A 24,674-nucleotide genomic window follows, 5' to 3' on the forward strand; every position below is an offset into this window, starting at 1 on the left:
CGCCAGGCTGCCCTGATCTTCGGTTGCGAGTTTGACCGCCTCTGACGGGATGGCGGGGCGTGCAGGGGTGTGACGGCTGCTTTGGAAGGTGGCCAATGCGGTTTCTGTCTTGCGGGTGGCCTCGGCGATTTCCTGCAGTTTCTGGCTGACCGTTGGCTCTCCGGAGGCATCGGTCTGCTGCACATGGGTGAGGTAGCTGTAGCGCAGGCTGTCAATCGCCGCCTGCAGGCGCTGGCTTTCGCCGCGCATCACCCGGGCCGAGCGCAGAGCCGAGGGGCCAACCCAGATCATCACCAGCGGCATGGCAATCGCCAAGGCTGTCAGGACCATTGGGGTCCAGTGGGCAAGGCCCTTGTCTGCCGGAGCCAGCAGATACAGGGCCAAAATCACCAGCAGCCAGAGGGCTGACAGCAAAATGGCAATGATCTCGGCGCTACCCATTCCTGCATCGTCCTGGCCTTCGCTGGTGCCGCTCTCAGAAAGAGAGGGGGGGCGTTTTGAGGCTTCCTGGGCAGTCATATGCAAGCTCGCAATGCGGGAATGGAACGGGGTTGAAACAAGGCTACCGGTTTCAGATGCGGTGGCAAGGGGGGCGGCGCAATTGCGCCGTCCCCCATGATTGGTAAACTTAGCGGTAAACGATGCTCAGGATCTCGTAGCCGCGCACACCACCGGGGGTGCGGACCTCGACACTGTCACCTTCGTCCTTGCCGATAAGGGCGCGGGCAATGGGGGATTTGATGTTCAAAAGCCCGGCCTCGACATTGGCCTCGTGCTCGCCGACGATCTGCCAGGTTTTCTCCTGATCGGTATCTTCGTCAACCAGGGTGACACGGGCGCCGAATTTAACCGTGCCCGAGAGTTTGGCCGGGTCGATCACATCGGCAAGGCTCAGGATGCCTTCGAGTTCCTTGATGCGGCCCTCAATAAAAGAGTGCTTTTCGCGGGCAGAGTGGTATTCGGCGTTTTCCGAAAGATCGCCCAGTTCGCGGGCTTCGGCAATGGCCTGAATAATCGCCGTACGTTCAACCGTTTTAAGTTTCTTCATTTCGGCTTCCAGTGCGGTGTGACCCGCAGAAGTCATAGGGATCTTTTCCATTTCTTGGGTCAGGTCGTTTGGCTAAAAAACTAGCTCTTGGGTCATGTTGCTTTTGTTTGCGCCAAAGGCAGAGCCCCGCCACAGAGCTGCAGCGGGGCCTTTCTTTGTGTTGGCAATTACCTGACCCAATCTGGGTGTGAATTTCAAGAGGGCGGAGACATCTGTTGCCAGACTAATACACTCAATCCACAGATTTTACTGTTTGCTGCCGGGTTTGCGCGGAAAAATGCTGTGGTCAGGCAGCTGCGGCAGCCCAACCTGCCATAAAAGATCAATCATCATACTGTACCGCCTCATATTCGATCCCATCGGCGTCATGGAAATAGAGGCGGCGACCGGGCTCATAATCTCCGTGGTTGTGCGGCGTGAAGCCAGCTGCCTTGACCGCCGCTTCGGTGGCGGTGAGGTCCGTGACCACCACCGCCAGATGGTTGAGGCCTCCCTTGGTCTGGTAACTTTCCGGTGCCTCGCCGGGGGCGGCCGGGGGGGAATAGAGCGCAAGGTAGCTGTCCGCGCTGCCCACATGCAGGCTGCGGCCGCCGTTGATCGATGCGCCCGACCAGCGGGTGTGCCAGCCAAAGACCTGCGCCATCCATGCGGCGGTGGCTTCGGGGTTGCTGACGGTGACATTGGCATGTTCGAGAATGGCGCTCATGTGTCGATCTCCTGAGTGTAGTTTTGGGTTTCGTTTTGACCTGAGTCTCCTTACGGTAATTTCTCAACCTAACTTTAGGTCAAGGTAATTTTGAACAATTTTGCGGAGGCGGAAACATGGCGAAATCAGCAGGGGTGGCGATCGGATATCTCGCGGAGCGCGCTGGGCTGGCAGTCTCGGCCATTCGTTACTACGAGGCGCAGGGCCTGCTGGAGCCCTGGCGCAATTCTGGCGGACAGCGGAGGTTTCACCGGGCAGATATTCGCCGTCTCAGTTTTGTTATGATCGCGCAGCAGTTTGGATTTTCCCTGCCTGAAATCCGGGGCCTTCTAAAGGATCTGCCGGGGGGGCGGACGCCAACACCGGCAGACTGGGCCCGGATCTCGTCCGGGTTTCGCAGCCATCTGGATCAGCGAATCGAAACGCTGCAAAAACTGCGCGACAATCTGGATGGCTGTATTGGTTGCGGCTGTCTGGCGCTGCCAAACTGTGCTCTGTACAACCCGCAGGACAGGGCAGCGCAAAAAGGCAAGGGGCCGCGATACCTGATGGGAGACAGTCCAGAGCCGCAAAACGGGTCATAAGGCATAAAAACGGGCAGTGCCCCTGCGGCAAAGCGCGGATCCGTAGCAACTAACGCAGAGTTTGGATTGACCTCGCCGGGTGCCAAACGCTAATCAACGGCGAAAGAAAATTACGCCCAGGTAGGGCCCAGAGAGGGGACCGGTAGCGAACACAATAGCCAAGGAGCACCTCTATGGCCGAGATCGAACGCGAAACGTTGGATTATGACGTAGTGATCGTAGGGGCTGGTCCTGCCGGTCTTTCTGCCGCGATCCGTCTCAAGCAGCTGGACGCCGACCTTGAGGTCGTGGTTCTGGAGAAGGGCTCGGAGGTGGGCGCGCATATCCTGTCGGGTGCCGTGCTGGACCCCTGCGGGCTCGACGCCCTGATCCCGGACTGGAAGGAAAAAGGCGCGCCTTTGAATGTGCCGGTGGTCGAAGACCATTTCTACATGCTGGGCGAGGCGGGGGAAATCCGCATCCCCAACTTCCCGATGCCCCCCCTGATGGACAACCACCGCAACTATGTTGTCTCGATGGGCAATGTCTGCCGCTGGATGGCGGAACAGGCCGAAGAACTGGGCGTCGAGATCTTTCCGGGCATGTCCTGCTCAGAGCTGGTTTACGGCGACAATGGCGAAGTCAAAGGCGTGGTCGCCGGTGTTTTTGGTCTGGAAGCAGACGGCTCTTACGGCCCCAACACCGAGCCGGGCATGGTGCTGAACGGCAAGTATGTGTTCCTCAGCGAAGGCGCGCGTGGCTCGCTCTCTAAAGAGGTGATCTCCAAATACGCTCTTGATCAGGGCAAGGAGCCGCAGAAATACGGCCTGGGGATGAAAGAGATCTGGGAAATTGATCCGGCCAAGCACAAGCCCGGCTCGGTCACCCATACCATGGGCTGGCCATTGGGAGTTAAAAACACCGGTGGCACCTTCATTTATCACCTGGACAATAATCAGGTCTATGTCGGCATGATCGTGGATCTGAACTACAAGAACCCGCATCTGTTCCCCTATATGGAATTCCAGCGGTTCAAACATCACCCCATGGTGGCAGAGCTGCTGGAAGGCGGCAAACGCGTCGCATATGGCGCGCGGGCTGTGACCAAGGGTGGCACCCAGTCGATGCCGGATGCAGCCTTTCCGGGCGGCGCGCTTTTGGGCTGCTCTGTTGGCCTGGTGAACCTGCCGCGCATCAAGGGCAACCACAACGCGATGCATTCAGGTCGTCAGGCGGCCGAAGCGGCCTATGCTGCGATCAAGGCGGGCCGCAGTGGCGACACTCTGGTGGAATACGACAGCGACCTGCGCACCGGCCCTGTTGGCAAGGATCTGAAAAAAGTGCGTAATGTTGCGCCGCTGAATGCCCGTTTTGGCCTGATGGGTGGCCTGTTGGTCGGTGGCTTTGACATGTGGTGCAACACGCTGTTTGGTGTCTCGCCGCTGGGCACGCTGGGTCACGGGAAATCCGATGCCGAGGCAACGGAACCCGCCTCTAAGCACAAGGTGATCGACTATCCAAAACCCGATGGAAAGCTGAGCTTTGACCGGCTGACCAATGTTGCGTTCTCCTTTACCAACCACGAAGAAAGCCAACCGGCGCATTTGCGCCTCAAGGACGCAAGTATCCCTGTGGGTGTGAACCTTGCGACCTATGCAGGCCCCTCGGCGCGCTACTGCCCTGCCGGCGTGTATGAGTTTGTCGAAAAAGACGGCAAGCAAGAGTTCGTGATCAACTTTCAGAACTGCGTGCATTGCAAAACCTGCGATATCAAAGACCCCAGCCAGAACATCACCTGGACGACACCACAGGGTGGCGACGGTCCAAACTATCCAAATATGTAAATCCACCTGGGGCAAAACTGGGGGCAAAACTGGGGGTAAAACAGGCGGCAGAACGCTTGTCTGGCGCAATATATATGGAAATCACGTAAAATTGGGGCGGCCTTCGGGTCGCCCCATTGCGTGTGGACAGGTCCCGCACTACGTTTCCTTTTAAGCGACGTACATACGTATAGGAGAGTTCCGAGTGCCGGCATCATATCTTCGCAACCTGCCAGCGCTGGCATTGGTTGCCTTTTCTGCGACAGGACCCCTTGTGAGCGCGCAAAGCGCTGCAGCTGATGGTCTGGCGGGGGCCTATCTCGCCGGGCGCGCGGCCACCTATGAAAGCGACTTCTCGGCGGCGGCAGAGTATTACACCCGCGCGCTGGTCCGCGACCCGGCCAATCTGGTGCTGATGGAGAACGTGGTCTTTGCGCAACTGGCGCAGGGCCGTTTGAAGCAGGCGCTCCCTGTCGCCGAGCGGCTTTGGCAGGCCGGGGCGCGTAGCCAGGTTGCCAATATCGTTATGATGGGGGGCTTTGTCCTCTCCGATAACTACCAGGCCATTCTGGACCGTGATCTTGAAACGCGGCAAATTCATCCACTGGTGGACGGGCTGCTAAAGGCCTGGGCGCATATGGGGATCGGCTCGGTTGACGAGGCGATCAAGGCCTTTGACCAGGTCGCCGAAGAAGAGGCCCTGCGGGCCTTTGCCACCTATCACAAGGCCCTGGCCCTGGCCTCAGCCGGCAATTACGGCGCCGCTGAAGCGCTGTTTGCGGCGGAGGATGGCCAGCTCACCCGGCTGTCGCGGCGCGCGGCGCTGGCGCGGATTGAAATCCAGTCACAGCTTGGCGAAAATGATATGGCGCTGGCCACTTTGGATGCCGCGTTTGGTGCTGGCAATGATCCAGCCCTTGCCGCAATGCGCAAGCGCCTCGAGGCCGGTGAGGCGCTGGGCTTCTCGGTTGCCAGTACAGCCCGCGATGGTATCGCCGAGGTGTTTTATACGCTTGCGGCTGTGATGACCGGTGAAGCTGCCAATGATTTTGTCCTGATGTATGCCCGCATGGCTTCGGCTCTTAGCCCGGAGCATGTGGATGCAGTGCTGCTGAGCGCCGAGTTGCTGGATCAGCTGGGGCGCTATGAGCTGTCAATTGCCACCTATAAACAGGTGCCGAGCGGCCATCCCGAGTATTACGCCGCCGAAATGGGCCGTGCCGAGGCGCTACGCCGTGCGGCCAAACCGGATGCCGCCGTCGAAGTGCTGGAGCAGCTGGTGCAGGACTTTCCGACCCTGCCGCAGATTTCGACTGGACTGGGCGATCTGCTGCGCCAGCAAGAGGACTATGTCGGCGCAGCAGCGGCCTATGACTCTGCGCTGGGCAATATGCCCGAGAATTCTGGCAGCCGCTGGTTTCTGTACTACGCCCGCGGGATTTCCTATGAGCGGCTTTCTGACTGGCCAAAGGCCGAAGCGGACTTTCGCGCCTCGCTGGCGCTGCGTCCCGACAGTCCGCAGGTTTTGAATTATCTCGGGTATTCCTTGATCGAGAAAGAAGACAAACTGGACGAGGCGCTGAGCATGATTGAGCGCGCCGTCGCGGCCCGGCCGGACTCGGGCTATATCGTCGATAGTCTGGGATGGGTACTGTACCGTCTTGGCCGCTATCGTGAGGCGGTGGGCCATATGGAGCGCGCCGTTGAGCTGATGCCGGAGGATCCGGTGGTGAACGACCATTTGGGCGACGTTTTCTGGGCGGTTGGACGTCAACGCGAGGCTGAATTCCAGTGGAAGCGGGCGTTGTCGTTCATCCGCTCTGGCGAGGGCGACGGCGAGGCTGATCCCGAGCGGATCCGCAGCAAGCTGGAACTGGGTCTGGATGCCGTTCTGGAGCAGGAAGGCGCCGCCCCCCTGCAGGTGGCCAATGGGGGTTGAGGGTTTTGCACCCGCCAAGATAAACCTGACCCTGCATGTCACCGGCCAGCGCCCGGATGGCTATCATATGCTGGATTCCCTTGTGGTTTTTGCCGATATTGGCGACCGGCTGCGCATTGAGCCGGCAGAGGATTTGTCCCTCACGGTAACCGGTCCAATGGCTGAAGGCGTGCCCAGTGACGGGCGCAATCTGGTGCTCAAGGCGGCGCAGTTTGCAGGCTTTGCGACGGGGCGTGTTGTGTTGGAAAAGAACCTCCCTGCGGAGGCGGGTATTGGCGGCGGCTCATCAGATGCGGCAGCTATGCTGCGGGCTGTGTCACAGCTGACCGGTGCGCCTGTGGTTGCAGGGGCCGAGGCACTGGGCGCGGACATACCCGTTTGCCTTGCGGCGCGTGCCACCCGCATGCAGAACATCGGAGAGCAGCTGTCGGGCGTTCCCGAGCTGCCGGTGCTGCATGCGATTCTGGTCAATCCAGGCCTCAGTGTTCCGACGCCTGCAGTCTTTAAGGCTTTGGCGCAAAAAGATAATGCTGCGATGCCCGCGGAGATCCCGCGATTTGAGACAGCGTCTGACATGATGCTTTGGCTGCAGGCCATGCGCAATGATCTGGAGCCAGCAGCGCTCTCGTTGCATCCGGGCATTGGCACTGTGCTAGAAGCCCTTGCCGAGCTTCCCGGCGCCAGCGTTGTACGTATGTCAGGGTCAGGTGCGACGTGTTTTGCGCTCTTTGCGCACGGGGCGGAGGCCGAAGAGGCAGCGCTGAGGCTGGAGCAGAAATATCCCGATTGGTGGGTTCGGCCTGCAACCCTGTGCTAGAGCGCGATTCTGTAGGGGCTGATCCCGAGAGGACAGTCGGCAGAGCAAATGCTCCCGCCCGCAGCTTCCCCATCTAAAGATGGGGCGCTGCCGTTGGGCATGGCAGCGTGCTTACGCACGCTGCGGTCGGCGCGCCATTGCGACCTCAAATATTTGAACGCGGCGGCTATGTGGAGCGGCGGCCTGCATCTTTCGGAACAAGGTTAGCCATTTGTCCGAAAGGGGGCTGTCAGTGCGCTGCAGCGCCGCGCGGAGTGCGGCGCCGGGCCCAACTGGTGCAGGGCATTTTAATGCCCGTACAACAGGCGGGAGCCCCACGGCCAGCAGGGTGTACTCAGTGCAGCCGGGCTACGACGTATTCTGCCAGATCATGCAACATATGCCGGATCGGATGATCTGGCAGGTCCGCAAGCGCTTGGGTGGCCTTTTCGGCCCAGAGCAGCGCATCCCTGCGGGTGGCTTCCAGCGTGTCATATTTCGCCATCAGGGCCAGAGCCTGGTCCAGGTCGCCCTCTTCCTGGCGGCCCTTTTCAATGGTGCGCTGCCAAAAGGCGCGTTCCTCATCACTGGCCGTGGCCCAGGCCTTGATCACCGGCAGAGTCAGCTTGCGTTCGCGAAAATCATCGCCAACATTCTTACCGGTCGCCTTGCTATCGCCCTGATAGTCCAGCAGATCATCTGCAATCTGAAAGGCTATGCCCAGGGCGTCACCATAGTCATACAGCGCCTTCACCTCGGCGGCAGAACCCCCGGCAATGACGCCACCAACTTCGGTCGCTGCCGAGAAAAGAGCCGCAGTTTTGCCACGGACCACCTGCAGATAGATGGCCTCATCTGTGGCCAGATTTGAGGCGGCAGTCATCTGCAGCACCTCGCCTTCGGCAATGGTCGCCGAGGCATTGGCGAGAATATCAAGAACCCGCAGGGATCCGGTTTCGACCATCAACTGAAAACTGCGGGAAAACAGATAGTCGCCAACCAGAACCGAGCTTTTGTTGTCCCAAAGCAGATTGGCAGGGGGGCGTCCCCGCCGCTGGCTGCTTTCATCAACAACGTCATCGTGCAGCAGGGTCGCCGTGTGAATGAACTCTACCGTAGCAGCCAGTTTGATATGGTGTTCACCCTCATAGCCACACAGACGCGCCGCCGCGAGGGTCAGCATGGGGCGCAGGCGTTTGCCGCCGGCCTCAACCAGATGTGCCGTCACCTCGGGGATGCGGGGGGCATGTTCAGAGGCCATCCGGGTCTGGATCAGCGTATTTACTGCGGCCATCTCGCCGCTCAAGGTAGCGGCCAGCATGTCATGTGGCTTCTGCGTCTTGACTTGGTTCATTACATTCCGGCTTTCAGGCTCGACAAGGCGCAGGCCTTGCCCTTAGATCCATCCCCATGAAAGAACTTTTGCGCAGTACCGATCCAACAGTCCTGGCCTTTGCATCCGCCCTTCTTCAGGGGGAGGATATAGACTGCTTTCAGATGGACGTAAATATGAGCATCCTTGAAGGGGGCATCGGTATTTTTCCACGTCGCCTGATGGTGCGCGAAGGCGACTATACACTGGCGCTCCGGGCGATGCAGGACAACGAGATCCCGCTTGGCACCGAGACATGAGCCTGCCAAGCGATGAGGGCCTGAGCCACGACACTGGGTCTGACCAGGATTTTCCGGATGAAGCATTGTCCAGAAACGATTTTCTGGGTGGCCGGGTGCAGCTTTGGCAGCCGCGACAGGGCTATCGTGCCGGGGTGGATCCTGTGCTTTTGGCGGCTGCCATTCCGGCCCGTGCAGGCGAACGTGTTCTGGAGTTGGGCTGCGGCGGCGGACAGGTGCTGTTGTGCCTTGGTGCCCGGGTGCCGGGACTGTCTCTGACGGGGATTGAACTGCAGCCCGGCTATGCCCGTCTGGCGCGGCGAAATGCAGCAGAAAACAACCAGGTTCTCGACGTGGTCGAGGCGGATCTTGCCGCGCTGCCAGCCGGGATGCGGCAACGTCAGTTTGACCACGTCCTGGCCAACCCCCCGTACTATCGTGCCGGTGCTCACAGTCCTGCCGAGGATGCAGGGCGGCAGATTGCGCTGGGAGAGAACACACCATTAGCGCTCTGGATCGAGACGGCAGCCAGGCGACTGACCCATAAAGGCTATCTGCATATGATCCAGCGGGCGGACCGCCTGCCGGAGATGTTGATGGCCTGTGCGGGATGTCTCGGCTCGCTTGAGGTGCTGCCCCTTGCGCCTCGCCGGTGTCGCGCAGCCGAGCTGGTTTTACTGCGGGCACGCAAAGGTGGACGGGCCGATTTTCGGCTGCATGCGCCCCTGATCCTGCACGACGGCGAGCGTCATTTGCGCGATGTCGAAAGCTACCGGGCCGAGATCCGCGCCATCTTGCGGCAGGGCTGTGCACTGGAATGGCCGAAAACCAAACTGGCACCCAAACCGGCGCCTAGATAGGTTGCGGCCGGTCTTTTGCAAGAGAACCCATCAAAGGTGCACAAATTTTATGGGCTTTTGCGCTATAAAAATAACGATATTGGCGAGCTTTGGCCGATATGACAAATTCATGACAAAAACTATGCGACTGCGGCGTGACAGATTCAAAAACTTGTGCTCCACTCATGTCAGCCCCGCAGGCATTGGGGCTGATCGTCTCGCTTTAAAAGGAGGAACGCCATGAGCCTCAGCTCGCATCTCACCGAACTGAAAAAGAAGCATGACCACCTGAGTATGGAAGTAGAGCACGCTCATCGATCGCCGAGTACCGATGGGTTGCAGATCGCTGGATTGAAAAAACAAAAACTAAAAATCAAGGAAGAGATCATGCGGCTGGGCAGCGAAACAGCATCAGCATAGTCTTTGGTCACCTGCGGGTGAATCGAGTGAAGTAAGTCCCAGGGCTGCCAGATATGGCGGCCCTTTGTTTTGAGCGCCGCGGTCTGAATGCCGCATCCGACCCTGATTCTGCGCCTCTTGTGCCAAACCGTAACGGGTCAAACCATAGCGGATCGCACCGAAGCGGGTCACACCGAAGCCGATCAAACCGTAGCGGGGCCAGCAAGTGGGGCCAGAAAACGGGGGCGCGCGTCTGCCTCAGCCGCTTTTTGCGGCGATTGCAGCGCCAGCCGTGATCAGCGCGGCCGCCAGCGCCAGCGCCCAGCTTGGATCCGCAACACCCGCCAGAACCAGCACCAGGGTGGACAGCAGCGGCGCGGCATAAGAGCTGGTGCCAAGCATCTGGATATCGCCCTGTTTGACTCCGATGTCCCAGACATAAAACGCCAGCCCAACAGGCCCAAGCCCCAGGAGCAGCGCGGAGGCCCAGCCCACAGTGCCCTGCGGCCAAAGCGTGTCTTCCAGCGTAAAATGCAGCCCCCAGGAGGCTATGGCTGTCACGATGCAAAACACCGCCACCGAGCTGGTCGGGGCAGCGCCCATCAAACGCGACAACACGGAATAGCCGGACCAGGTCAGCGCACAGAGAAAGGCGAGGAGGTAGCCGGGCAGGAACTCGGCCTGAAAGCCACCAGAGCCACCGGTGATGATCGCCGCAGCACCCGCAAAGCCCAAAAGCGCGCCAATCATATGGCCGGGGCGCAGGCGCTCCCCCGGCAGCAGACCGGAGAACAGCACGATCATCAGGGGCCAGAGATAGGCGATAAGCCCCGCCTCAGCAGCCGGTGCCAGACGCAGGGCGGAAAAATACAGCGCGTGATAGCCAAACAGCCCGAGCGAGCCAAAGGCGTAGACTTTCCACGAGATCGCGCGCAACTGTGCCAGCCCGCCGCTGCGCAGGGTCCAGATCAGCCCCAGGGTGCCGCCAATGGAAAAACAGATCGCATTGAGCAACAGCGGCGGTGTCGGGGCCGAGCCGACCGTCAACAGCGCCAGCAGCGCCCAGAGCAGAACAGCAATAAATCCGACTGCGGTGGCTTTTGTACGGGTCATAGGGCGGGGATATCCTCAACCGGGATGATTTGAAAATCGTCAGAGATATAGGCCGTTTTCTCGATCTCGGCCAAGAACCAGTCGCGAAAGGCTGCGATTTGCGGCCGTTCTTCTGCGCCCGGCAGGCAGAGAAAGCGAAACCGGGCCTGGGTTTCGATGGCGATTTTGAACGGGGCGACCAGACGGCCCTCCTGCAGGTCCTTGATGATCATCGGACGACGCCCAAGCGCTGCGCCCATGCCAGAGACGGCCGCATTGATGGCGTGATCCGCATTAGAGAAATGGGTGCCGTGATCAGGGGTGAAATCGATGCCAACCGCGCGAAACCAGTCGGGCCAGTCACAGGCTGGCTGCAGAAAGTCGATGGAATCATCAAAAATCAGCGGTGCGTCTTTCAGGCTCTCGGCAGTTGGAAACTGTGCCGCCATTTCTGGGGTCATCACGGGTGTCAGCCATTCCTTGCGGATCGGCACTGAATAAAGTCCATCGTCCTGGCCATAGCCAAAACGGATCGCCACAGCGACGTCATCGCGCGCCAGATCCATGTTGCGCAGGGTTGCCGAGAACCTGAGGTCAATTTCGGGATGCGCCCGGGCAAAGTCATAGAGCCGCGGCGCCAGCCATTTTGCCGTCAGGGCCGGGCCTGCAGTGACCGTCAGCGCGCTGTTGTCCTGCAGACGTTTGGTGGCCCTCCAGGCGGCCGAGAGTGTTGCAAACCCTTCGGCAGCGCCCGGCGCCAGGGTGCGGCCTGCCTCGGTGAGCTCAACAGCGCGGTTCAGGCGGCGAAACAGCGCCACACCAAGGTGCTCTTCAAGAGATTTGATCTGAAACGACAGCGCGGCCGGCGTCACGTTCAACTTCTGCTGCCGCAAGGGCAAAGGACATATGGCGGGCGGCGGCATCAAAGGCGCGCAGAGCGGTGAGGGGAGGGAGCCTGTCAGTCATGCTCACACAAGTATAACTTAACTGAAGGGATGAAAGGTCTCGTTTGTGCGTTTTCGGCTAAAGCGTCATATTGGCTTCAGATAGACAATTTTGATCCGAATGGAGGCCGAAACGATGGAATATTCTACCAGCAAAGACGTCAAGCAGGCGATGGAGCGGGCACATGATATCCGCAGTCAAACCCTTTTCGCGGGTGTCTCCTGGGTCTTCCATTTCTGCAAATCGGCGGTTGGTAAACTCGCCGGAACAGGGTTTTTCCGCTGGGCATAGCGCGCATGTTCTTACGGAATGCAAAAGGGCCGGTCTGCAAAGACCGGCCCTTTTTTGGTGGTGCTGTCCCTACGGCGCGCACTGACTTAAGGCGTGCACTGGTCAGACGAAGAACTGACCGCCGTTGGCCGAGATGGTCGAGCCATTGATAAAGCCAGAGTCGTCTGAGGCGAGGAAGGCGACGCAGCGGGCGATTTCTTCCGGCTCACCCAGACGGCCTGTTGGGATCTGGCTGATGATTGATTCGCGCACCTTTTCGGGCACGGCCATCACCATTTCAGTTGCGATATAGCCGGGGCAGATCGCATTGGCGGTGATGCCGGCGCGCGCACCTTCCTGAGCCAGGGATTTGACGATACCCAGATCGCCGGCCTTGGTTGCGGCATAGTTCACCTGTGCGAATTGGCCTTTTTGACCGTTGATCGACGAGATCACGATGACGCGGCCAAATTTGCGCTCGCGCATACCGGGCCAGACAGGGTGAACCGTGTTGAACACGCCGGTGAGGTTGGTGTCGATCACTTCCTGCCACTGCTCGGGGGTCATCTTGTGGAAGGGGGCGTCACGGGTGATGCCGGCATTGGCAACAACGATGTCGATAGGGCCCAGTTCCGCTTCGACCTTGGCGATGCCCGCCTGGCTGTCCGCGTAGGAGCCGACATTCCATTTATAGGTCTTGATGCCCGTTTCCTCAGTGAACTTTGCCGCCGCGTCGTCATTGCCAGCATAGGTGGCAGCGACGTTGCAGCCCTGGTCCTTCAGGGCCTTAGAAATTGCTGCGCCAATGCCGCGCGATCCGCCGGTGACGAGTGCAGTACGTGCCATTCAATATTCCTCCAGTTCGAGATTCTCTCGGTAATCTTGCTACAGTTTGTTAATGATATGCGCAACAATATTGCGCAATGGATTTTTGCCGCACCGCCGCGTAAATTGTCGCACCTGCAGCAAGCACCTATAGTACCAATAAAAAGGGCGCCAAAACGGCGCCCTGTTCTATGTCAAGTTCTGCGACGATTTATGGCCGCTCCAGGCACATTGCGACGCCCATGCCGCCACCGATGCACAGGGTGGCAAGGCCTTTTTTGGCGCCGCGCCGCTGCATCTCAAACAGCAGCGTGTTCAGCACCCGGCAGCCCGAGGCGCCAATGGGGTGGCCAATGGCGATGGCGCCACCGTTCACGTTGACGATTTCTGGATCCCAGCCCATGTCTTTGTTGACGGCACAGGCCTGGGCGGCAAAGGCCTCGTTGGCCTCGACCAGATCGAGATCACCAGCCGACCAGCCGGCTTTGTCCAGCGCTTTGCGCGAGGCATAGATCGGGCCGACACCCATGATCGAGGGGTCAAGACCTGCCGTGGCATAAGAGGCGATCCGGGCCAGCGGCTCAATCCCGCGCTTTTCGGCTTCATCGGCGCTCATCAGCAGAGTGGCGGCGGCGCCGTCATTCAGGCCGGAGGCATTGGCGGCAGTGACAGATCCGTCCTTGGCAAAGGCAGGACGCAGTTTCTGCATCGCTTCCATGGTGGCGCCGTGGCGGATGTATTCATCCTGGTCGACAATGATGTCGCCCTTGCGGGTCTTTACCGTAAAGGCCGCAATCTCATCGGCGAATTTGCCTGCTTTTTGCGCGGCTTCGGCTTTGTTCTGGCTGGCAACCGCAAAGGCGTCCTGCATTTCGCGCGAGATTTGCCATTTGTCGGCAACATTCTCGGCCGTTTGCCCCATGTGGTAGCCGTTGAAGGCATCCCAGAGTCCATCGCGGATCATGGTGTCGATATATTTCATATCGCCCATCTTGTGCCCGGCGCGCAGGTTTGCGGCATGGGGGGTCAGGGTCATGTTTTCCTGACCGCCGGCGCAGATGATCGAGGCATCGCCCAGCTGAATGTGCTGCGCTCCAAGGGCCACGGCACGCAGACCAGAGCCACAGACCTGATTGATGCTCCAGGCGGCGCTTTCCTGCGGAAGGCCAGCATTGATATGGGCCTGACGCGCCGGGTTCTGGCCCTGGGCGGCAGTCAGCACCTGACCCAGGATGGTTTCGGAAACCTCGGCCTTGTCGATGCCTGCGCGCTCTACCACGGCTTCGAGCACGGCACGTCCCAGATCGTGGGCCGGCGTATTGGCGAAGGCACCGCCAAAACTGCCGACTGCGGTACGCGCGGCGGATGCAATTACAACATTGGTCATTAATTTGGGTCCTCTGTCATCAAATTCTTACATGAAGATATGCGCAGCTCACGACGAGATATTTGCCGCAGTCTGTGACATCTCCACCTCCCTGTCTGGGACCGATATAGCCTATTGCTGCAGTTGCAGCAATTGACAGGGTGTCTCAGGCCTTGGGCTTGAGTCAACTATGATATGTAAAAACGAAGAAAACCGCCCCGGGTGGCCCCAAGACGGCTTTTTGATGCTGCAGCGCAGCGGTGTTTTCTGAGTTGTGACAGTGGCTTATGACAGTGGCTTGCGACAATGGCCTATGACAACCATTTGCGCCCGGCGTTGGCCCGGTTCTGGCCCGGTTCTGGCCTGGTGCTGGCCCTAGGCCCGGTTGGCTTTTTTCATGTCTTCCAGCCAGGGCGGCGTCACGGTCGGCGCGCCATAGAGGAAGCCCTGCAGGCAGTCGACGCCAATAGAAACCAGGAACTCGGCATCATTCTGGGTTTCGACGGATTCCGCCACGACCAGCATGTCAAATTGTTTGGCAATGCCAACCAGAGCGCGGGTGACGGCCTGATTGTCCGGATTGGAGGTGATGCCACGGATGAATTGCCCGTCGATTTTTACCGCATCAAAGAAGAATTCGCGGAAATGGCCGATTGCCGTGGTTCCGGCGCCAAAGTTATCCAGCGCAAAGGCAATGCCGTGTTTCTGCATCCGGTTCATAAAGTCGATCACCAGCTCTGGGGTTGCCATGGCTGATGCTTCGCTGATTTCCAGAACCAGGCGTTCGCCGATGCTGCTGTCCTTTTTCAGGAAGGTATCCAGTACCTTGGACCAGCGGCTGTAGCCAATTGAGCGGGCTGACATGTTGATCGACAGACGGATCTGCGGCGATTTGACCAGAGCGCGCAGACCGTGCTGCAACGCGAGACAGTCCAGCTCGCGGCCGATTTCCTTGTCGTCGACCACATGCATAAAGTCGCGCGCGGGAATCACCCGCCCGGTTGCGTCGAGAACCCGGATATAGCCCTCATAAAAGGCGGTGCCATGCGGCGGCATTGCCTGCATGACGGGCTGGTAGGCCAGCATGGTCTGGTTGTGTTTGACGGCCTCAGCCACCATGTCCAGCGTTGAGCGTTCCCGCGATACCACGGCCGCGGAAATAGGATCTTCAGAACCCTCGGCCATATTTGCCAGTCTCAATTTCCGCTTGTTGATCACGCGTATGCCTCCTGGTGCTGCTGTGTTCGATGAAAACTATAGCGTCACTGCGGACTGTCGCGCAAAAGGGTAAATTGAGGCTTAAACCTACAATCTTAATGGTTTTTAGCCGCACAGTTTTACCACACGGTTTTGCCACACAGTCCTAGCTGCGCAGTTATACCCGCACAGGCTGGCACATCAGAACCTTGTCACCCTAAAACCCTGGCGTGCCCAGGTCTTTGGGTGTGCGGGCGAGATGCTTGGCCTTCAGGGTGGCAGAGGTGTCGCGGCTGCCGTCATGGCTGTAGCCGGGGGGCGCAAAGGCATAGGCCAGGCGCTGTTTCAGGGTCAGGCCGGGTTGGGTCATATCGCGATAGATCGCGAGCCATTCGTGAAAGGCCACCCGCAGGGGGTTGAAGGATGCGATGTTGTAGACCAGCCCATAGTCGACCGGGTCACTCTCCTGTTCGGGCACAAAGGTGCCAAACATCTTGTCCCAGATGATGAAAACCCCGGCGTAGTTGCAATCGAGATAGCGCGGGTTGCGGCCATGGTGGGCGCGGTGGTGGCTGGGAGTATTCATCACCGCTTCAAACCAACGCGGCATTTTGCCAATGGCCTCGGTGTGGATCCAGAACTGGTAGACCAGGTTGATACCACCGACAAACAGCACCAGCGCCGGGTGAAACCCCAAAAGCACAAGCGGCGCACGCACCACCATCATAAAGGTAAAGGTGCCGGTCCAGGTCTGCCGCAGCGCGGTGGTCAGATTGTAGTGCTGGCTCGAATGGTGATTGACATGGCTGGCCCAGACCCAGCGGATGCGGTGGCCAAAGCGGTGCACCCAGTAGTAGCGCAGATCATCCAGTACAAAACACAGAGCTATCACCCAGACTGAGGCCCCTAAATCCAGCGGTGTGATCCGCCAAAGCAGCATAAAGAACCCCCAGGCGATAAAGCCCAGAAGAATGCCAGAGGCAACGCTGCCAGCCCCCATGATCAATGAGGTCACCGCATCGCGGGTCTCATAGCGCCCGCCGCGGCCCTTGAGGGCGATCCAGAGGAACTCAACCAGGATTGCAGCTATGAAAATCGGAACGGCCAGTTGGGTTACATCCGGGAAAGACAAATGGTCCATCAGGTCAGGTCTCCTTTGGGGCGCGGGGGCGCGCGTCTGCACCGACAATCTGGCGCAGCCAGGCATCGGTCTCTGCAGCACTCAGGCGCAACAGAACCTGCGGCGCCGAGAAATCGGCAAAGCGCAGGTGCAGGCCGTGTTTTGCTCTTGTTGCTTTTGTGTCGTGCAGGCTGCGCGCCACGGTGTCGGCGCCAAAAGACCAAACCAGCCCCAGCGGTGCCGTGTCATCCTCTAGCTGGACAAGGGCGGCATGACCGTCCTCGGCCAGGGTCAATTGCGCAATGTGGTTTTCAGGAAACTGTCGCAGCCAGGCCTCGCGCGCCTGAGCGGCAGTCATCACTTTCTGGCTGGAGCGTCCGGTCAGGTGCAGGACCACGGCAATTGCCGTGATGCCCCCGATGACCAGGGTTAACAACAGTTCCAGCGGCATCGGCCCCTCCCTGATCTCGCCTGTTGCTGATCAGAATGGCGGCCCAGGGGGCGTGCTGTCAAAGGTTGCGTAGGGGCAAGGGCAACCCGAGACAGCAGGAAACGGCTGGTTAATCGCTGTCAGCTGGCCCAATCTGATCTACGATCCGGCACCGCCATTTGGGGGAATTCATAATCTGTTGAGCCATCATGGGGACTCCCGGCTTGTCATCCAGATCTGCGGTGGATCTTTGGCAGTCTTGCAAGGCTATGGCGCGCGCATCTGCCGGGGTTTTCTGATTGACCCCGTATCCGAGACCTCCAATCCGGTTTATTGCCAAGGCCGAAAACCCTCCCCTTGTCGCTTTTACACGATAGTGGGAGTTGAAGTATCCAAAGTTGATTTCCGACAAGGTGACATCACGCCGCGAAGCCACATATTTTCTTGGGGAAAGGGTGGCATGGATCTTGCAGCCTTGATCGCCGTATTTCCTGCAAATCATCAAGGCGAGATCCTTGGCTGCTTTCAGGTCGTTGACACCGTCAGCGCGCCCAAAAGCCAAACCAGTTCTGGAAACGGCTAAGGCCCCAAAGAAATGGTTTTGTTTCAGTCTTTGGAGAGCCTCTTTCGCGTCAGAGTTGAGCGTTCTCTGGCTGTGGATGGTCAGGACAGCGGGGCCGTCTAAAATTTTCAGATCCCCGGCAATTGCTGCTGATGTAATTGTGGCCGCAGCTGCCAGGGCCAAAAGCGCTTTCTTAAACAAGGGTTTTCCTCCGGATGTCGACAGGGAGAAACTGCTTCCCCCGGCCGAAAATTCAACCGGAGGTTAATTGCTTTCGATCATCGCCGCAATAATCGCTTTGGCGCTGTCGGAATTCCACTCGGCATCGCCCAAAAGGCGGGCGACCTCCTGCCCCTCGCGGTCCAACAGCACGGTGACGGGCAGGCCGATCACTGCCATCTTACGGGCTAGTGCCTGTTTCGGGTCCGTGTGGCGGGGCAGGTTGCTGATGCCGTTTTTGTCAAAGAACTTTGTAATGCCAGCAGGGCTGTTGCGCCCGGCGGCAATGGTCAGCACCTCAAAATCCTCGCCCCCCAATTCCTCCTGCAATTCCGCAAGCTGCGGCATTTCTTTGCGGCAGGGCGCGCACCAGGTGGCCCAGAAGTTCAACAGTACCACCTTGCCGTGGTAGTCCTGCAGCGTCGCGGTGCCGCTGTCATCCTGAAGGAAAAATTCCGCATCAGAGACAGCACGGGGAGTGGAGTGCACCACCAGACGTTTGAGACTGTGATCGCGCAGCGCTTCCAGCTGGGCCGCATCAGCCGCGATTGCTGCATTTGCACCCAGGGCCAGGGCGATATAAAGGGAAAGGTGACGTAACAGACGCATTTTATCTCCGGGATTCCACCATGACAGATCAAGCCTCGAACCAGATGTGGGGCGGCCGTTTTGCCGCTGGTCCAGACGCGATCATGGAGGCAATCAATGCCTCGATCGGTTTTGACAAGCGAATGGCTGCCCAGGACATTGCTGGCTCCAGGGCCCACGCAGCGATGTTGGCCGCAACAGGCGTTATAAGCGATAACGACGCCGAGGCAATTCGGGAAGGCCTGCTCACGGTCTTGTCAGAGATTGAGACCGGCACGTTCCAGTTCTCGACTGCGCTGGAAGACATCCACATGAACGTCGAGGCCCGCCTGAAAGAGGTCATCGGCGAGCCCGCAGGCCGTCTGCACACGGGCCGGTCGCGCAATGATCAGGTGGCCACCGATTTCAAACTCTGGGTGCGCGACCAGCTGGATGCCGCCGAAGGCGGTCTTTTGGCCCTTATCCGCGCGCTTTTGACCCAGGCCGAGGCCGGGGCCGACTGGGTAATGCCGGGCTTTACCCATCTGCAGGTGGCGCAGCCGGTGACCTGGGGCCATCATATGATGGCCTATGTCGAGATGTTTGGCCGCGATCTGTCTCGTGTGCGCGACGCCCGCAAACGCATGAACGAATCGCCTCTGGGGGCTGCGGCCCTGGCGGGCACCTCCTTTCCGATTGATCGCGACATGACAGCGGCGGCGCTGGGCTTTGACCGGCCTGCGGCAAACTCACTGGATGCGGTCTCGGATCGTGATTTCGCGCTGGAATTCCTCTCCACCGCCTCGATCAGTGCCGTGCATCTCAGCCGGTTTGCCGAAGAGCTGGTGATCTGGTCCTCGGCGCAGTTCCGCTTTGTCACCCTGTCGGATCGTTTTTCGACCGGCTCGTCCATTATGCCGCAAAAGAAAATCCCCGACGCAGCCGAGCTGATTCGCGCCAAGGTGGGCCGTATCTTTGGCGCCAACACGGCGCTGATGGTGGTGATGAAGGGCCTGCCGCTGGCCTATTCCAAGGACATGCAGGAAGACAAGGAACAGGTCTTTGATGCTGCCGACAACTGGATGCTGGCCCTGGCCGCGATGGAAGGCATGGTCAAGGATATGAGCGCCAACCGTGCCGAGCTGGCCGTGGCCGCCGCCTCGGGTTTCTCAACCGCTACCGATCTGGCCGACTGGCTGGTGCGGGTGCTGGGCCTGCCGTTCCGCGATGCGCATCACGTTACTGGCTCATTGGTGGCCCTGGCCGAGTCGCGCGGCTGTGATCTGCCGGAACTGACTCTTGCCGACATGCAGGGCGTGCACAGCGCGATCACCCAGGATGTCTTCTCTGTTCTCGGCGTTGAAAACTCGGTAAACTCACGCCTGTCCTATGGCGGCACAGCCCCGGCGCAGGTGCGCGCCCAGGTGGCCCGCTGGACCGCGATTCTGGACGCCTGAGCGGACAGCGCTTTCAGGGGCCTGAAAGGGACCTTTTATGGGTTTCCGGCTTTGCGACTTTGATCATGGGCCGCCTTGAATTTTGGCCCATGACACCCATCTATGCCGGGTAACGAGCCCGGCTGGTTTTTGGAGGCTACAGATGCGCAGATCGATATTGAGCCTGACTGGCGCTGCTGTTTTGATCGCCAGCCTGAGCGCCTGTGGCGTCGATGGCGAGCCGGTGCGCCCCTCGCTGAAGCCGGTGTTGGGGTCTCTAATAACGGTGTGCATGCGGGCGGCTCTGTTGGATTGCACAAGGGTCCGGTGAATATCTTCCTCGGCTTTTAGCAAACTTCTTCTAACAATCGCGGGTCGTTCCGGCGGGTCAGTGATTTCAATCCTGACTGCAGACAGCCGCACACAGAGGGCTTTTATCATGATCCGTCGCTTTTTGGTTCTGGGTGTACTGTGGCTTAGTGTACTGGGGCTCTCTGCCTGCGATCTGCCAACCTCCTATGCAAGACCGCCCGAGGCCAAACAGCCCGAGGCCAGGCAGCCTGAAAAGGCGCCAGTCTCTGGTGTTCGCGTGTCCGGCTATGCGCGCGTGGGTGTTTCGCACAGTTTCTGAACGGGTCTGAGCAGCGCTGACAGGGGCCGGTCCGGGCAGGTCGCACTGATCCGGGCAAAGCTCAAAGATCTTTGGGTGCGCGGGAATCATTTGCCAGCCCTGCCGGTTTTGGTCTAGTGGCCAAGGCATGGATCACTTTCTCTACCGCGACGGCGCGCTTTTCGCCGAAGACGTGCCGGTTGCCGAGATTGCGGCTGCCGTGGGCACTCCGTTTTACGTCTATTCCACTGCCACGCTGCAGCGCCACTTTCGCCTGTTTGACGAGGCGCTGGAGGGCATGGATCATCTGGTTTGCTACGCCATGAAGGCGGCCAGCAATCAGGCTATTCTAAAAACTCTGGCACAGGCCGGGGCTGGCATGGATGTGGTCAGCCAGGGCGAATATCTGCGCGCCAGGGCCGCAGGTGTGCCGGGGGACAAAATTGTCTTTTCCGGCGTTGGCAAAACGGCGGAAGAAATCCGCACCGCCCTCAGCGGTGGCATTCGTCAGTTCAACGTCGAATCTGAACCGGAAATGGCAGTGATCAACGCGGTCGCGCTAGAGCTGGGCCAGGTGGCGCCGATCACCATTCGGGTGAACACGGATGCGGATGCAAAAACCCACGCCAAGATCGCCACCGGCAAGTCTGAAAACAAATTTGGCATTCCCATTGCCCGCGCCCGCGAGGTCTATGCCCATGCAGCACAGCTGCCGGGGCTGCAGGTCATTGGGATCGACGTCCACATTGGCTCGCAGCTGACCGAGCTTGAGCCCTTTCGCAAGGCCTATGAAAAAGTCGCCGAGTTGACGCAGGTGCTGCGCGACGACGGCCATGACATTCGCCGTCTTGATCTGGGCGGCGGTCTGGGCATTCCCTATACCCGCTCAAACGAGGCGCCACCGCTGCCGGTGGAATATGGCCAGCTGATCAAGGAGACGCTGGGCCATCTGGGCTGCGAGATCGAGATCGAACCTGGGCGGCTGATTGCGGGCAATGCGGGGCTGATGGTCAGCAAGGTGATCTATGTGAAATCCGGCGAGGACCGCGAATTTCTGATCGTGGATGGCGCCATGAATGACCTGATCCGCCCGGCAATGTACGAAGCGCACCATGACATCGTTGCCGTCAATGAACCGGCGCCGGGGGTTGAACCTCGTCCCTATGACATCGTCGGGCCCGTCTGCGAATCCGGCGATACCTTTGCCAAAGAGCGCGACATGCCGCCGCTGCTGGCGGGCGACCTCATCGCCTTTCGCAGTGCCGGTGCCTACGGCGCGGTGATGTCGAGCGAGGACAATTCCCGGCCGCTGATTCCCGAAGTTCTGGTGCATGGTGATCAATTCGCGGTTATTCGCCCACGACCGAGCTTTGACGAAATGATAAATCGCGATACCATCCCGGAGTGGCTGTAACGGCTCCGGCGTACCTGTCGGAATTTTTGGCCACATGCAAAGCCCAAAGGAGGCAGAGCAGAGATGGCGCGAAACGGCAAGGCTGACCCAAGATTGCATCCGCTGCGATGGCCCCTGCGGCTGACGCAGGCGGGACTGTTTGGCGAACGCGCCCTGCGGGCTTTTTGGCCATTGGCCTCGGTGGTGATGCTGGTCTGTGCTGCTGTGATGTTGGGGCTGCATGATCTGGTGTCGCCTGGCGCCGTGTGGCTTGCGGCAGCGATTGCCCTGCTGTGCTGCCTTGCGACCCTTACCTTTGGTATATGGCGCTTTCGCTGGCCACGCCGTCATGAGGCACTGGCGCGGCTGGATGCCAGCCTGCCGGGCCGACCGGTCACCGCCCTGTTGGATGCGCAGGCGATTGGCGGCTCTGATCCCGGGTCGGCGGCGCTGTGGCAGGCGCATCAGGCGCGCATGGCGCGCGCCGCCGCACAGGCAAAAGCTCCAGCTCCCGATCTGCGCATTGCAGCGGCAGACCCCTTTGCCCTGCGCTATGTGGCGCTGGTCTCGCTGCTGATGGCGCTGGTGTTTGGCTCTGTGTGGCGGGTCAGCAGCCTTGCGGCCATGGCACCGGGGGGCGGGGCCGGACTGGGGGCTGGACTGGCGGGGCCTTCCTGGGAGGGCTGGATCGAGCCGCCGCGCTACACCGGCTTGCCGGTGCTCTATCTCAATGATCAGCAGGACGAGGATCTGGAACTGCCCGTGGGCAGCCGTATTACGCTGCGCTTTTATGGCGAAGTCGGCGCGCTGACGCTGGAGCAAACCGTCTCTGAACAAGGCGAAAACGCCGCATCAGAGAGCATGCTGGAGCATGCGGTCGAAATTCAGCAGGCGGGGCGATTGGCGATCAATGGCCGCAATGGCCGGGCCTGGGATATCGCGGTGCTGCCGGATTTTGCGCCCAGCATATCCATTACCGGTCTGCCCGAACTCACCCCGGAGGGGGCGCTGTCACTGCCGTTCCTGGCGCAGGACGACTACGGGGTCGAGCGTGGCGAAGTCAAGATCTCGCTGGACATTCTGGCGCTTACGCGGCGGTATGGCCTGACCCCGGATCCCGAACCACGCGAAGATATCGTGCTGGATTTGCCCATGCCTCTCAGCGGCTCACGCCAGTCTTTTGAGGCCTTCCTGATCGAGGATTTTGCCAAGCACCCCTGGGCCAATTTACCGGTGGTCTATCATGTCTCGCTGCAGGATGCAGCCGGGCAGTCGACCACCAGCGCCGGGCTTGGCGCGCCTCTGGTTGCACCGCGTTTCTTTGATCCTCTGGCGGCGGCGGTCGCAGAGCAACGCCGGGACCTGATCTGGTCGCGACAAAATGCGCCGCGTATCGCGCAGATCTTGCGCGCGGTGTCGCACCGACCTCAGGATATCTTCCGCGAGGCGGGCAGCTATCTGCAAATGCGCGGCATTTTGCGTCGCCTTGAGGCGTCTTTACAGCCTGCAGAGTCGGGGCAGCCTGCAGAGTCGGGCGTTGACATCCTCAGTGAGGCGCAACGCGATGAGACGGCGGCGGCGCTTTGGGCGCTGGCGCAGAGTCTGGAAGATGGCGATATTGGCGATGCCCTTGCGCGGATGCAGCAGGCCAAGGAGCGCCTGAGCCAGGCCATGCGCGATGGCGCCAGTGACGAAGAAATCGCCCAGCTGATGCAAAAACTGCGCGAGGCCACCCAGGACTACATGCGCCAGTTGCAGCGGCAGGCGCAACGCGAAGGCCAGTCCGGCGAGCAGGGCGAGGGCCAGGACAGTGCCATGACCCTGAACCAACAGGACCTGCAGGCCATGATGGACCGGATCCAAGAGCTGATGGAGCAGGGCCGCATGGCCGAGGCGGAACAGGCGCTGGAAGAGTTTCAGCGTATGATGGAAAACATGCGGATGAGCCAGAGCCAGCAGGGTCAGCAGGGCTCTGACGGTCAGCAGGCCATGGAGGATCTGGGCGAAACACTGCAACAACAGCAGGGGCTGTCGGATCAGGCGTTTCGGGATCTGCAGGAACAGTTCAACCCCAATGCTCAGGCTGGTGAGAGCCAGAACAATGAAGGGCGCAGTGGCGGTCAGGGGCGCGGACAGCAGCATCAGGGCGGCTCTGGTCAAAATGGAGAATCGGGCCAGAACGGAGAATCGGGCCAGAACGGCAGCGACAGCCAAAGTGGTCAGGGCAGTGGCGCTGATGGCGGGAATCAGGGCGCTGGCAGTTTGGCCCAGCAACAGCAGGCGCTGCGCGAGGCGCTGCGGCAACAGCAAGATGCGCTGCCACTGGGACAGGGCGCCGAGGGCGAAGGAACCCGAGAGGCGCTGGACCGGGCGGGCCGGGCGATGGATGGGGCCGAAGAGGCACTGCGCCAGGGGGATCTGGCCGAGGCGATCGACCGGCAATCCGAGGCGATGGAAGCTCTGCGCGAGGGGATGCGCGCCCTGGGCGAGGCAATGGCGCAGAACCAGCAACCCGGACAGCAACAGGGTCAGGGGCAAAACGCCTCGTCAGCACAGGCGGATCCCCTGGGACGTGACCGCAATTCCACCGGGGCTGGTGATGAGCGCAATGCGCCCTTTGGCGGCGAGCGCGCCTACCGCCGGGCCTGGGATTTGTTGGAAGAACTCCGCCGCCGCGCCGGAGACTTGGAGCGTGGGGCGAAGAGGAGCGGCGATATTTTGAGCGTCTTTTGGATCAGTTCTGATTTGGACGAGGCCGCTCTAGAGCACCAGCATTGTTTTCGAAGCCTTTGGCCCACGAGAGAGGGGGGGGCTCCCGCCCAGGTCTTGGGATTTGAAAAATCCCACGGCCTCGTTGGGCATGGCGCTTAGCGCTCCTGACGGAGCGCTAAGCGCGCCGCATGGCATGCGGCGTCACC

Annotated in this window: 21 protein-coding genes and 3 pseudogenes; 11 read left to right on the forward strand and 13 right to left on the reverse strand. The window is 60.0% G+C overall.

All coding sequences use genetic code 11. The features are described from left to right. The 3 genes and pseudogenes from B4968_RS01690 to B4968_RS01700 form a co-directional block, all read right to left on the reverse strand. A pseudogene (locus tag B4968_RS01690) lies at positions 1 to 519 on the reverse strand (hypothetical protein); the annotation flags it as partial. Positions 520 to 628: 109 nt separating this feature from the next. Further along, positions 629 to 1,099 (reverse strand): transcription elongation factor GreA, encoded by a 471-nt coding sequence (gene greA, locus B4968_RS01695; protein ID WP_083096066.1) that lies wholly within the window; start codon positions 1,097 to 1,099, stop codon positions 629 to 631. A 271-nt stretch (positions 1,100 to 1,370) separates the two neighbouring features. Continuing rightward, the gene (locus tag B4968_RS01700) at positions 1,371 to 1,754 is read right to left on the reverse strand and encodes a VOC family protein (RefSeq protein ID WP_083096068.1); all 384 of its coding nucleotides are present in this window, start codon (positions 1,752 to 1,754) and stop codon (positions 1,371 to 1,373) included. A gap of 116 nt (positions 1,755 to 1,870) precedes the next feature. Here B4968_RS01700 and soxR point away from each other — a divergent pair, with 116 nt between their 5' ends. The 4 genes from soxR (at position 1,871) to B4968_RS01720 (ending at position 6,896) form a co-directional block, all read left to right on the forward strand. After that, positions 1,871 to 2,338 carry a redox-sensitive transcriptional activator SoxR gene (gene soxR, locus B4968_RS01705; RefSeq protein ID WP_083096070.1) on the forward strand — a complete coding sequence of 156 codons (468 nt, stop codon included), beginning with the start codon at positions 1,871 to 1,873 and terminating at the stop codon, positions 2,336 to 2,338. Between the two features lie 173 nt (positions 2,339 to 2,511). After that, a complete protein-coding gene (locus tag B4968_RS01710; protein ID WP_083096073.1) occupies positions 2,512 to 4,161 on the forward strand; it encodes an electron transfer flavoprotein-ubiquinone oxidoreductase in 1,650 nt (549 codons plus the stop codon). A gap of 184 nt (positions 4,162 to 4,345) precedes the next feature. Next, entirely contained in the window at positions 4,346 to 6,079 is a 1,734-nt protein-coding gene (locus B4968_RS01715) for a tetratricopeptide repeat protein (RefSeq protein WP_083096074.1), read from the forward strand. Continuing rightward, positions 6,069 to 6,896: a 4-(cytidine 5'-diphospho)-2-C-methyl-D-erythritol kinase gene (locus B4968_RS01720; protein WP_083096076.1), complete on the forward strand. Its 828-nt coding sequence runs from the start codon at positions 6,069 to 6,071 to the stop codon at positions 6,894 to 6,896. Before B4968_RS01715 ends, B4968_RS01720 begins: the two co-directional genes overlap by 11 nt. Positions 6,897 to 7,230: 334 nt before the next feature. Here the strand turns inward: B4968_RS01720 and B4968_RS01725 are convergent, their stop codons facing one another. After that, positions 7,231 to 8,229 carry a polyprenyl synthetase family protein gene (locus B4968_RS01725; RefSeq protein ID WP_083096078.1) on the reverse strand — a complete coding sequence of 333 codons (999 nt, stop codon included), beginning with the start codon at positions 8,227 to 8,229 and terminating at the stop codon, positions 7,231 to 7,233. A gap of 56 nt (positions 8,230 to 8,285) precedes the next feature. Between B4968_RS01725 and B4968_RS01730 the strand changes: the two genes are divergently transcribed. The 3 genes from B4968_RS01730 to B4968_RS01740 all read left to right on the forward strand — a co-directional run bounded on the left by B4968_RS01730 (position 8,286) and on the right by B4968_RS01740 (position 9,745). Beyond that, positions 8,286 to 8,507 carry a putative signal transducing protein gene (locus tag B4968_RS01730; protein ID WP_083096079.1) on the forward strand — a complete coding sequence of 74 codons (222 nt, stop codon included), beginning with the start codon at positions 8,286 to 8,288 and terminating at the stop codon, positions 8,505 to 8,507. Next, complete coding sequence (locus B4968_RS01735) at positions 8,504 to 9,346, forward strand: tRNA1(Val) (adenine(37)-N6)-methyltransferase (protein WP_083096081.1); 843 nt, start codon at positions 8,504 to 8,506, stop codon at positions 9,344 to 9,346. The genes B4968_RS01730 and B4968_RS01735 overlap by 4 nt, the downstream gene beginning before the upstream one ends. A 219-nt stretch (positions 9,347 to 9,565) precedes the next feature. Then, complete coding sequence (locus B4968_RS01740; RefSeq protein ID WP_083096082.1) at positions 9,566 to 9,745, forward strand: YdcH family protein; 180 nt, start codon at positions 9,566 to 9,568, stop codon at positions 9,743 to 9,745. A 237-nt stretch (positions 9,746 to 9,982) separates the two neighbouring features. Here B4968_RS01740 and yddG read toward each other — a convergent pair whose 3' ends face one another. From yddG to B4968_RS01785, 9 genes and pseudogenes are all read right to left on the reverse strand, one after another. After that, positions 9,983 to 10,837, reverse strand: coding sequence for an aromatic amino acid exporter YddG (gene yddG, locus B4968_RS01745; RefSeq protein ID WP_083096084.1), 855 nt, complete (start codon positions 10,835 to 10,837; stop codon positions 9,983 to 9,985). Beyond that, positions 10,834 to 11,782 (reverse strand): annotated as a pseudogene (locus B4968_RS01750) (transcriptional regulator GcvA). Before B4968_RS01750 ends, yddG begins: the two are co-directional and overlap by 4 nt. 372 nt (positions 11,783 to 12,154) lie before the next feature. Next, complete coding sequence (gene phbB, locus B4968_RS01755; protein ID WP_083096085.1) at positions 12,155 to 12,877, reverse strand: acetoacetyl-CoA reductase; 723 nt, start codon at positions 12,875 to 12,877, stop codon at positions 12,155 to 12,157. A 190-nt stretch (positions 12,878 to 13,067) separates the two neighbouring features. Further along, positions 13,068 to 14,243: an acetyl-CoA C-acetyltransferase gene (locus B4968_RS01760; protein WP_083096087.1), complete on the reverse strand. Its 1,176-nt coding sequence runs from the start codon at positions 14,241 to 14,243 to the stop codon at positions 13,068 to 13,070. A 354-nt stretch (positions 14,244 to 14,597) separates the two neighbouring features. Further along, on the reverse strand, positions 14,598 to 15,407 hold the full coding sequence (locus B4968_RS01765; protein WP_083096088.1) for an EAL domain-containing protein: 810 nt from the start codon (positions 15,405 to 15,407) through the stop codon (positions 14,598 to 14,600). A gap of 229 nt (positions 15,408 to 15,636) precedes the next feature. Further along, complete coding sequence (locus B4968_RS01770; protein WP_083096090.1) at positions 15,637 to 16,560, reverse strand: sterol desaturase family protein; 924 nt, start codon at positions 16,558 to 16,560, stop codon at positions 15,637 to 15,639. Positions 16,561 to 16,564: 4 nt separating this feature from the next. Beyond that, positions 16,565 to 16,990, reverse strand: a complete 426-nt coding sequence (locus tag B4968_RS01775) for a hypothetical protein (RefSeq protein ID WP_083096092.1) — start codon at positions 16,988 to 16,990, stop codon at positions 16,565 to 16,567. 109 nt (positions 16,991 to 17,099) lie between these two features. Next, a complete protein-coding gene (locus B4968_RS01780) occupies positions 17,100 to 17,732 on the reverse strand; it encodes a hypothetical protein (protein WP_083096094.1) in 633 nt (210 codons plus the stop codon). A 63-nt stretch (positions 17,733 to 17,795) separates the two neighbouring features. After that, entirely contained in the window at positions 17,796 to 18,359 is a 564-nt protein-coding gene (locus B4968_RS01785) for a TlpA disulfide reductase family protein (protein ID WP_083096096.1), read from the reverse strand. A 20-nt stretch (positions 18,360 to 18,379) separates the two neighbouring features. Between B4968_RS01785 and argH the strand changes: the two genes are divergently transcribed. The 4 genes and pseudogenes from argH (at position 18,380) to B4968_RS01810 (ending at position 24,627) form a co-directional block, all read left to right on the forward strand. Further along, a complete protein-coding gene (gene argH / locus B4968_RS01790; RefSeq protein ID WP_083096098.1) occupies positions 18,380 to 19,774 on the forward strand; it encodes an argininosuccinate lyase in 1,395 nt (464 codons plus the stop codon). 142 nt (positions 19,775 to 19,916) lie between these two features. Next, positions 19,917 to 20,104 (forward strand): annotated as a pseudogene (locus tag B4968_RS01795) (hypothetical protein). Positions 20,105 to 20,511: 407 nt separating this feature from the next. Then, positions 20,512 to 21,777 (forward strand): diaminopimelate decarboxylase, encoded by a 1,266-nt coding sequence (lysA, locus tag B4968_RS01805; RefSeq protein ID WP_083096102.1) that lies wholly within the window; start codon positions 20,512 to 20,514, stop codon positions 21,775 to 21,777. 63 nt (positions 21,778 to 21,840) lie between these two features. Then, positions 21,841 to 24,627 carry a TIGR02302 family protein gene (locus B4968_RS01810; RefSeq protein WP_338153187.1) on the forward strand — a complete coding sequence of 929 codons (2,787 nt, stop codon included), beginning with the start codon at positions 21,841 to 21,843 and terminating at the stop codon, positions 24,625 to 24,627. Positions 24,628 to 24,674: the final 47 nt, after the last annotated feature.

The sequence above is a fragment of the Pseudophaeobacter leonis genome (assembly GCF_002087335.1).
Taxonomy (GTDB): Bacteria; Pseudomonadota; Alphaproteobacteria; order Rhodobacterales; family Rhodobacteraceae; genus Pseudophaeobacter; species Pseudophaeobacter leonis.

Coding starts and splice junctions, on each gene's coding strand:
- greA (WP_083096066.1), bottom strand. CDS start 1,099: ATGGAAAAGATCCCTATGACTTCTGCGGGTCACACCGCACTGGAAGCC.
- B4968_RS01700 (WP_083096068.1), bottom strand. CDS start 1,754: ATGAGCGCCATTCTCGAACATGCCAATGTCACCGTCAGCAACCCCGAA.
- B4968_RS01735 (WP_083096081.1), top strand. CDS start 8,504: ATGAGCCTGCCAAGCGATGAGGGCCTGAGCCACGACACTGGGTCTGAC.
- B4968_RS01740 (WP_083096082.1), top strand. CDS start 9,566: ATGAGCCTCAGCTCGCATCTCACCGAACTGAAAAAGAAGCATGACCAC.
- B4968_RS01710 (WP_083096073.1), top strand. CDS start 2,512: ATGGCCGAGATCGAACGCGAAACGTTGGATTATGACGTAGTGATCGTA.
- B4968_RS01810 (WP_338153187.1), top strand. CDS start 21,841: ATGGCGCGAAACGGCAAGGCTGACCCAAGATTGCATCCGCTGCGATGG.
- B4968_RS01765 (WP_083096088.1), bottom strand. CDS start 15,407: ATGGCCGAGGGTTCTGAAGATCCTATTTCCGCGGCCGTGGTATCGCGG.
- B4968_RS01785 (WP_083096096.1), bottom strand. CDS start 18,359: ATGCGTCTGTTACGTCACCTTTCCCTTTATATCGCCCTGGCCCTGGGT.
- B4968_RS01725 (WP_083096078.1), bottom strand. CDS start 8,229: ATGAACCAAGTCAAGACGCAGAAGCCACATGACATGCTGGCCGCTACC.
- argH (WP_083096098.1), top strand. CDS start 18,380: ATGACAGATCAAGCCTCGAACCAGATGTGGGGCGGCCGTTTTGCCGCT.
- yddG (WP_083096084.1), bottom strand. CDS start 10,837: ATGACCCGTACAAAAGCCACCGCAGTCGGATTTATTGCTGTTCTGCTC.
- phbB (WP_083096085.1), bottom strand. CDS start 12,877: ATGGCACGTACTGCACTCGTCACCGGCGGATCGCGCGGCATTGGCGCA.
- B4968_RS01720 (WP_083096076.1), top strand. CDS start 6,069: ATGGGGGTTGAGGGTTTTGCACCCGCCAAGATAAACCTGACCCTGCAT.
- B4968_RS01760 (WP_083096087.1), bottom strand. CDS start 14,243: ATGACCAATGTTGTAATTGCATCCGCCGCGCGTACCGCAGTCGGCAGT.
- B4968_RS01775 (WP_083096092.1), bottom strand. CDS start 16,990: ATGCCGCTGGAACTGTTGTTAACCCTGGTCATCGGGGGCATCACGGCA.
- soxR (WP_083096070.1), top strand. CDS start 1,871: ATGGCGAAATCAGCAGGGGTGGCGATCGGATATCTCGCGGAGCGCGCT.
- B4968_RS01770 (WP_083096090.1), bottom strand. CDS start 16,560: ATGGACCATTTGTCTTTCCCGGATGTAACCCAACTGGCCGTTCCGATT.
- B4968_RS01730 (WP_083096079.1), top strand. CDS start 8,286: ATGAAAGAACTTTTGCGCAGTACCGATCCAACAGTCCTGGCCTTTGCA.
- lysA (WP_083096102.1), top strand. CDS start 20,512: ATGGATCACTTTCTCTACCGCGACGGCGCGCTTTTCGCCGAAGACGTG.